The sequence below is a fragment of the Streptomyces iranensis genome (assembly GCF_017874715.1).
Lineage (GTDB): Bacteria > Actinomycetota > Actinomycetes > Streptomycetales > Streptomycetaceae > Streptomyces > Streptomyces iranensis.
Map to the genome: position 1 here is coordinate 40,030 of NZ_JAGGLR010000047.1, position 6,418 is coordinate 46,447.

Consider the following 6,418-nt stretch of genomic DNA (forward strand, 5'->3'; position numbering starts at 1 on the left):
ACCCGGAAGGACCACCGATGAGCACCGAAGCTCAGCAAGAGAGCACGCCCACCGCACGCTGCCCCTTCTCGATCCAGGACGGGCACCGCGCGATCCTGGAGACCGGCACGATCGGCTCGCAGGAACTCTTCGGCGTCAAGCAGTGGCTCGTGGCCGCGGCCGAGGACGTCAAGCTGGTCACCAACGACCCCCGGTTCAGCTCGGCGGCGCCGTCCGGGGTGCTCGGCGACCGGCGGCCGGGCTGGTTCTCCGGGATGGACTCGCCGGAGCACAACCGCTATCGGCAGAAGATCGCCCGGGACTTCACCCTGCGGGCCGCCCGCAAGCAGGAGGAGTTCATCATCCAGGCGGCGGACGCCTGCCTCGACGACATCGAGGCGTCCGGTCCCGGCACCGACCTGGTTCCCGGGTACGCCAAGCGCCTCGCCTCCCTGGCCATCCACGACCTCTACGGCCTGAACGAGGAGGAAGGGCCCGTACTGGAGGGCCAGATGCGGGCCATGGAAGGCGGCACCGACCTCGAGAGCATCAAGAGACTGACCGACGAATTCTTCGGTCACGTGCTGGCACTGGTGCGTGCCAAGCGGGAGCAGGCGGGCGACAAGCTGCTGCACCGGCTGGCCGAGGCCGGCGAGGACGAGATCCTGCTCAGCGACGACGAGGCGACCGGGGTGTTCGCCACGCTGCTGTTCGCCGGGCACGACTCGATGCAGCAGATGGTCGGCTACTGCCTGTACGCACTGCTCTCCCATCCCGAGCAGCGGGCGGCTCTGCGGGAGAACCCGGATCTGATCGACGGGGCGGTCGAGGAGCTGCTGCGCTACCTGCCGCTCAACCAGCTCGGCGTGCCGCGGGTCTGCGTGGAGGACGTCGAGTTGCACGGCCAGATCATCCGCGCCGGTGACAACGTCATCCCGCTCTACTCGACGGCCAACCGCGACCCCGGCGCCTTCGCCGACCCCGACACGTTCGACGTCACTCGCAAGCCCGAACACAACTTCGCTTTCGGGTACGGCATCCACAAGTGCCCGGGGCAGCACCTCGCCCGCGTGTTGATCAAGGTCGCCGCGCTGCGCCTGTTCGAGCGCTTCCCGGACGTGCGGCTGGCCGGCGATGTGCCGATGAACGAGGGCCTGGGCCTGTTCAGCCCGGCCGAGCTGCGGGTCACCTGGGGAGCGGAGTGAGCGCATCCGTGCAGACCATCAAGCTGCCGAACGGCAAGACCGTCGCACACGTCAACCCGGGCGAGGCGCAGTTCCTCTACCAGGAGATCTTCGCCGAGCGGTGCTACTTGCGGCGCGGCCTTGAGCTGCGAGCGGGTGACGTGGTCTTCGACGTCGGCGCGAACATCGGCATGTTCTCGCTCTTCGCCCACCTGGAGTGCCCCGATGTCACGGTGCACGCCTTCGAGCCGGCGCCGGTGCCGTACGCCGCGCTCAGGGCCAACGCCGAGCGGTACGGCATCGCGGGCCGGTTCGAGCAGTGCGCGGTCTCGGACGTGGCCGGCCGCAGCAAGATGACGTTCTACACGGATACCACGATGATGTCGGGCTTCCACCCGGATCCGGCGACCCGTACGGAGCTGCTGCGCAGGCTCGCCATCAATGGCGGGTACAGTGCCGAGGCCGCCGACCGGATGCTGGCCGAGCTGCCGGACACCAGCCAGGTGATCGAGACCTCCGTCGTACGCCTCTCCGACGTCATCGCCGAGCGGGGCATCACCTCGATCGGCCTTCTCAAGATCGATGTGGAGAAGAACGAGCGGCAGGTGATGGCCGGGATCGACGCGGCCGACTGGCCGCGCATCCGCCAGCTCGTGACCGAGGTGCACGACATCGACGGCAGGCTCGACGAGGTCCTCACCCTGCTGCGCGGGCAGGGCTTCACGGTCCTCAGCGAGCAGGAGCCGCTCTTCGCCGGGACCGACATCTACCAGGTCGTCGCCCGCCGCGGGAACGCCTGACCGCACGCCGCCCGTTCCCCCTTCCGAGCGGCGCGGCCCCGTGTCTTCCGCGGCTATTCCGCGTCGACGAGTTCGGTCGGCAGGTGCTGGCGGCCCTTGACTCCCAGCTTGCGGAAGACGTTCGTGAGGTGCTGCTCCACCGTGCTGGCCGTGACGAAGAGCTGGTCGGCTATCACGCGGTTGGTCTGTCCGCCGGCGGCCATCGACGCCACCCGCCGCTCCGCGTCGGTGAGCAACTCGATCCGCGGACCGGGTTCCTCGAGCCAGCCGGGGCCTCCGGGCTTGGCCCCGAGTCGGCGCAGCAGCGGGATCGCGCCGCACTGGGCGGCCAGGTGCCGGGCCTGCCGAAGCGGTCCCCGCGCCCGGCTGTGCTGCCGGAGCGCGCTGAACGCCTCGCTCAGGTCGGCGAGCACCCGCGCCCGCTCGTACTGATCGTTGCAGGAGAGCAGCAGGTCGGCCGCTTCATCGAGCAGGTCGACCCGCTTCGTCGGCGGGCTGTACGCCGCCTGCACCCGCAGCGTCAAAGCGCGGGAACGGGGTCCCATCGCACGGGTGAGCTGCTCGTCGATGAGCCGTCGGCCCTCGTCTCGGTCCCGGCCGTGCAGCAGCGCCTCGGCGGCGTCGACGCGCCACAGGGACAGACCCGGCACGTCAACGCCCCAGTTCCGCATACGTTCCCCGCAGGTGCGAAACGCGGTGTACGCCGACTCGTACTGGCCCGTCGCGAGGCTGTACTGGCCGCGCGCCGAGAGCAGGTGCAGGCCGAACAGACTGTCCTGGACGGCCTCCGGCAGCGGCTCGGCGAGCCACTTCTCCGCCCGCTCGGTCTCGCCCAGCCGGATGGCGGCGGCTACCGCGCTGCTCAGCGGTAGCACGGCGGTGATGCCGAGCAACGACAGCCGCCGGTGGTCCAGAACGGTGCTGCCCGCCTCGACCGCTGCGGCCAGGTCGCCGCGACGCAGCGCGGCCTCGGCGCGCGGTCCCGCGTAGCCCGCCTCCTCCTCGTTCGACACCCCGGTCTCGGAGCCGAGCTTGTCGGCCCAGAGCTGAGCGGTGTCGGTGTTCTCCGCGTACAGCAAGGCCGTCAGCGCGGCGAGGGCAGTGGTGCCGGCCGCCGCCGAGTCGGCGTGCTGCAGGACGTTCTCCGCCTCGGCCGCGGCAAGCTCGGGACGACCGCGCAGGGCCGACACGACGGCGTTATCGGCGATCGCACCAAGCCGGGCCGCCTGCGGCAGGTTCGCGAGCTCATCCGGCGTGAGCGGACGCGGCTGCCGCTCCGGGCCGGACGCGCCCGGGTTGACCAGCGCGAGCGATACCTCGGCTGCCCGCATATGGGCCCTGCCCTGGTCGGTGACCGCACGTGGGCGCTGCGAGGCCAGCACCTCGGCCGCCTCGCCGGACCGCCCGCCGACAGCCAGCCAGCGGATCATCAGCGCCGCGTGCTCGGGGGCAAGCAGACCGGTACGGGCGGCGACGGTCAGCTCGTCGAGGTGGCGGCTGGAGGCCAGCGGGTTGCGGCGGCGCTCGATCGCCACGGCCTCGACCCGCAGCGCGGCCCGGGTGGCGGCGTCGTCGGAGGCCCGGTGTGCCAGTTGCAGATAGTCGGACGCGGCGTCCAGCTCGCCGCGCACATGCAGCTCCTGGCCGGCCTTGGCGAATATCTCTGCGGCCTTCGGGCCGTGAATGAGACCGGCGCCGGCCTGGTGGTGCGCGACCACTTCCACAGGTACGTCATCCAGCACTTCCAGAGCGGACCGGTGCAGGCGGCGCAGTTCCTGGGCGGACATGTCGTTGAGTACGACCGAACGGGCCGCCGGGTGCGGGAACCGCAGGTCGTGCAGCAGGCCGCCTTCGGTGAGAATCTCGGTTGCCTCGCCCACCACGTCCGCGTTGAGCCCGCTGATCCAGCGCACCAGGGTGGTGTTGGCGCTCTGGCCCAGCACGGCGGCCACCCGTGCGACCCGCAGCGGGACCGGGCCGCAGCGGTAGAGGGAACCGAGGTACGCCAGCCGGTACGCGCGGCCCGCGTTGATGCCCGTCTCCCCTGTCGCCCAGGCCTCCCGCATGTCGCTGATCAGCCCGCGGCTGAGGTTCAGGTTGCCGCCGGTCGCCCGGTACAACCCGGTGAGCACGTCCTCGTCGACGTCGGGACCGAGGCCGGCGCGGGCCAGCTCGGCGGTGTGCTTCGGGCTGAGCGGGCGCAGCCCGATCTCGCGGTGGTGCCCCAGGCTGAGCAGCTCGGCCTGGAACTGTGGGTGGGCCGGGGTGAGCCGGCGCAACTCGGTGAGGATCATGGCGATCCGGGCCGAGCCGACCCTCCGGGCCAGGTGCAGCAGGCAGTTCAAAGAGGCGGTGTCGGCGTGGTGCACGTCGTCGATGCCGATCAGCACCGGCCGTTCGGCGGCGAGGGCCAGCAGGGCACGGGTGAGGTCGCTGCGCAGCCGGTTCTCGGCCTCCGGCGACAGGTGCTCGCCCGGGAAGGTCATACAGGCCAGCTCCGGCGTCAGGGAGTCGAGCGCCGGGTTGTCGATGAGCTGCCCGATCAGGGCGTACGGGAGCTCCCGTTCCTCCGCGGAGCAGACCGCACGCAGCGTGATGGCGTCGCCCTTCGCAGCGGCCGCGTCGAGCAGTTCGGTCTTGCCGCAGGCGATCGGTCCGGTGATGGTGACTACCACACCCCGGCCGTTGCCCGCCTTGTCTACAGCCTCCTGCAGTCTTCTGAGCTCGCCATCGCGGGCGTCCAGTTCATAGCACTCCATGGCAGGCACCACCTCACCTCGGACAACCCAAATTGCACTCCACCGCGAAGTATGTGACGGCGGACTTGCGAAGCTCTTGATAGGCGTAGGGGGACATATCCGTCCGGTGTGACCGCACCGTGGGCGTTGCCAGGGCCTGCCTCCCGCGTCGGGGCATCGACGGCCTCGCACGGAGCCGGCGAACGCTCGGGGAGAGGCGGGCCCTGGACGTCTGCGACGGTCGGTCACGCCGCCGGCCCGGTCGGCTTCAGGTCCAGCTCACGACCGTCTGGGGATCGGTGAACCCCATGATGAAGGACACCGTCGTGCGGTTGCCGGTGTTGGCGTCCACCGCGTGCACGAAAGCACCGTTGAAGGCGTAGACGTCGCCCTCCCGGATGTCCAGGCGCAGTTCCTCGAAGTCCGCCAGGTCCTCGGCCTTGTAGGGCAGCCCCGTCAGCTCGATGCCGAGCGAGCGCCGGGTCGCGTCGTCGGGGCGGATGTTCCAAATCACCAGCCGTCCCCCGACGCTGTGTTCGGTGCACATGTTTACCGCACAGATCTGGTGGTCCAGGACCCGCTGGATCTCGAAGCCGCTTTGTCGGGGGTCCTTGCACTGCGCTTCGTCCTCATGCGGGTCGAGGGAGAAGTCCCCCTCCTTGTCCCACGCGCGGATCAGCGCGGCGCACGCCGAGCGGCCGTTCATCTGTGCCACCCGCAGGGACGCGCCCTCCTGCCGCAGTGCCTCGTCCACGCCCTGGCGGAACACGTGCCAGGGCGAGTTCGGGGCGTCGATCACCTGGCGGACGTGCTCGGCGACCTCGGCGGACTCGTCGAGATAGGTGTCGGCGTCCTTGTTCCAGTGGTAGGCGCCGACGTAGTGCGAGGGCTCGCCCTCGCGATGCTGCCGGGCGGGGCTGGCCCAGAATCGTTCGGTCAGCTCCTTGCGCGCCGCCGTCGGTATGACGTCCCGGAAGATCACTCCCAGCCTGCGGCCGTGCATGACGTCCAGAACGAGCTCGTAGTCCAGTTCGCTCCGCTCCTCGAAGCGGAAGAACTCCGGATCGGCCTGCTGTCCGCTCAGCCGTATCTTGCTCTGCTGCATCTGTTCTCTCTCTTTCACGCGTACACCACTGCTCTCACGGAGCCGGGACTGGGAGAAGGCGAGCGGCTCAAGGTCCCCGGACCCGCCGGGTCACGAAGCGCGGTCCATGAACGCCTACGCCAGCGCGTGACTCGACGGATAAGCGTCGACCAGGACGACGCTCGTGCTGTTGGTGCTGCTCATCGCTGTGTGTTCTCCTGCAGGGCCTTGGCGAGGCCCGCGACGGTGGGGTTTGTGAAGACCAGGGCCGGCGGAACCCGGCGCCGGAGACGGGGTGGTGCTTCTTCAGTTGACGGCCACGGTTTCGACGCCGGGGGGCGGTACCGCTTCCGCGCGCAGCTGCTGGGCCCACAGGGGGTCGTAGACGGTCTGGGCGTAGGCATGGCCGCGGTCGGCGGCGATGAAGGCGACCCGGGGACAGTGCGCGCCGGGGCGGTGTGCGCCGGGGCGGTGTGCGCCGGGACGGTCACGAGCGAAGTAGTCCTGGACGGCGGCATAGGTGCTGCCCGTCGAACCCCCCGCGTACAGACCGTACTTGGCGGCCAGGGCGCCACAGGCCTCCACGGCGCGCGCCTCCGAGACGATCTCGACCTGATCGATCAGCGCCTGACC

Annotated in this window: 4 protein-coding genes and 1 pseudogene; 2 read left to right on the forward strand and 3 right to left on the reverse strand. The window is 70.3% G+C overall.

The features are described 5' to 3' along the window. Positions 1-17 precede the first annotated feature (17 nt). Positions 18-1,184 (forward strand): C9 hydroxylase cytochrome P450, encoded by a 1,167-nt coding sequence (locus tag J2Z30_RS48250; RefSeq protein WP_044578210.1) that lies wholly within the window; start codon positions 18-20, stop codon positions 1,182-1,184. Next, the gene (locus J2Z30_RS48255) at positions 1,181-1,963 is read left to right on the forward strand and encodes an FkbM family methyltransferase (protein ID WP_044578207.1); all 783 of its coding nucleotides are present in this window, start codon (positions 1,181-1,183) and stop codon (positions 1,961-1,963) included. The genes J2Z30_RS48250 and J2Z30_RS48255 overlap by 4 nt, the downstream gene beginning before the upstream one ends. Before the next feature lie 53 nt (positions 1,964-2,016). Here J2Z30_RS48255 and J2Z30_RS48260 read toward each other — a convergent pair whose 3' ends face one another. The 3 genes and pseudogenes from J2Z30_RS48260 to J2Z30_RS48270 all read right to left on the reverse strand — a co-directional run. Beyond that, positions 2,017-4,722, reverse strand: coding sequence for a helix-turn-helix transcriptional regulator (locus J2Z30_RS48260; RefSeq protein WP_044578204.1), 2,706 nt, complete (start codon positions 4,720-4,722; stop codon positions 2,017-2,019). A 247-nt stretch (positions 4,723-4,969) separates the two neighbouring features. Continuing rightward, a complete protein-coding gene (locus tag J2Z30_RS48265; protein WP_044578202.1) occupies positions 4,970-5,806 on the reverse strand; it encodes a 2OG-Fe(II)-dependent halogenase WelO5 family protein in 837 nt (278 codons plus the stop codon). Between the two features lie 285 nt (positions 5,807-6,091). After that, positions 6,092-6,418 (reverse strand): annotated as a pseudogene (locus J2Z30_RS48270) (hypothetical protein); the annotation flags it as partial.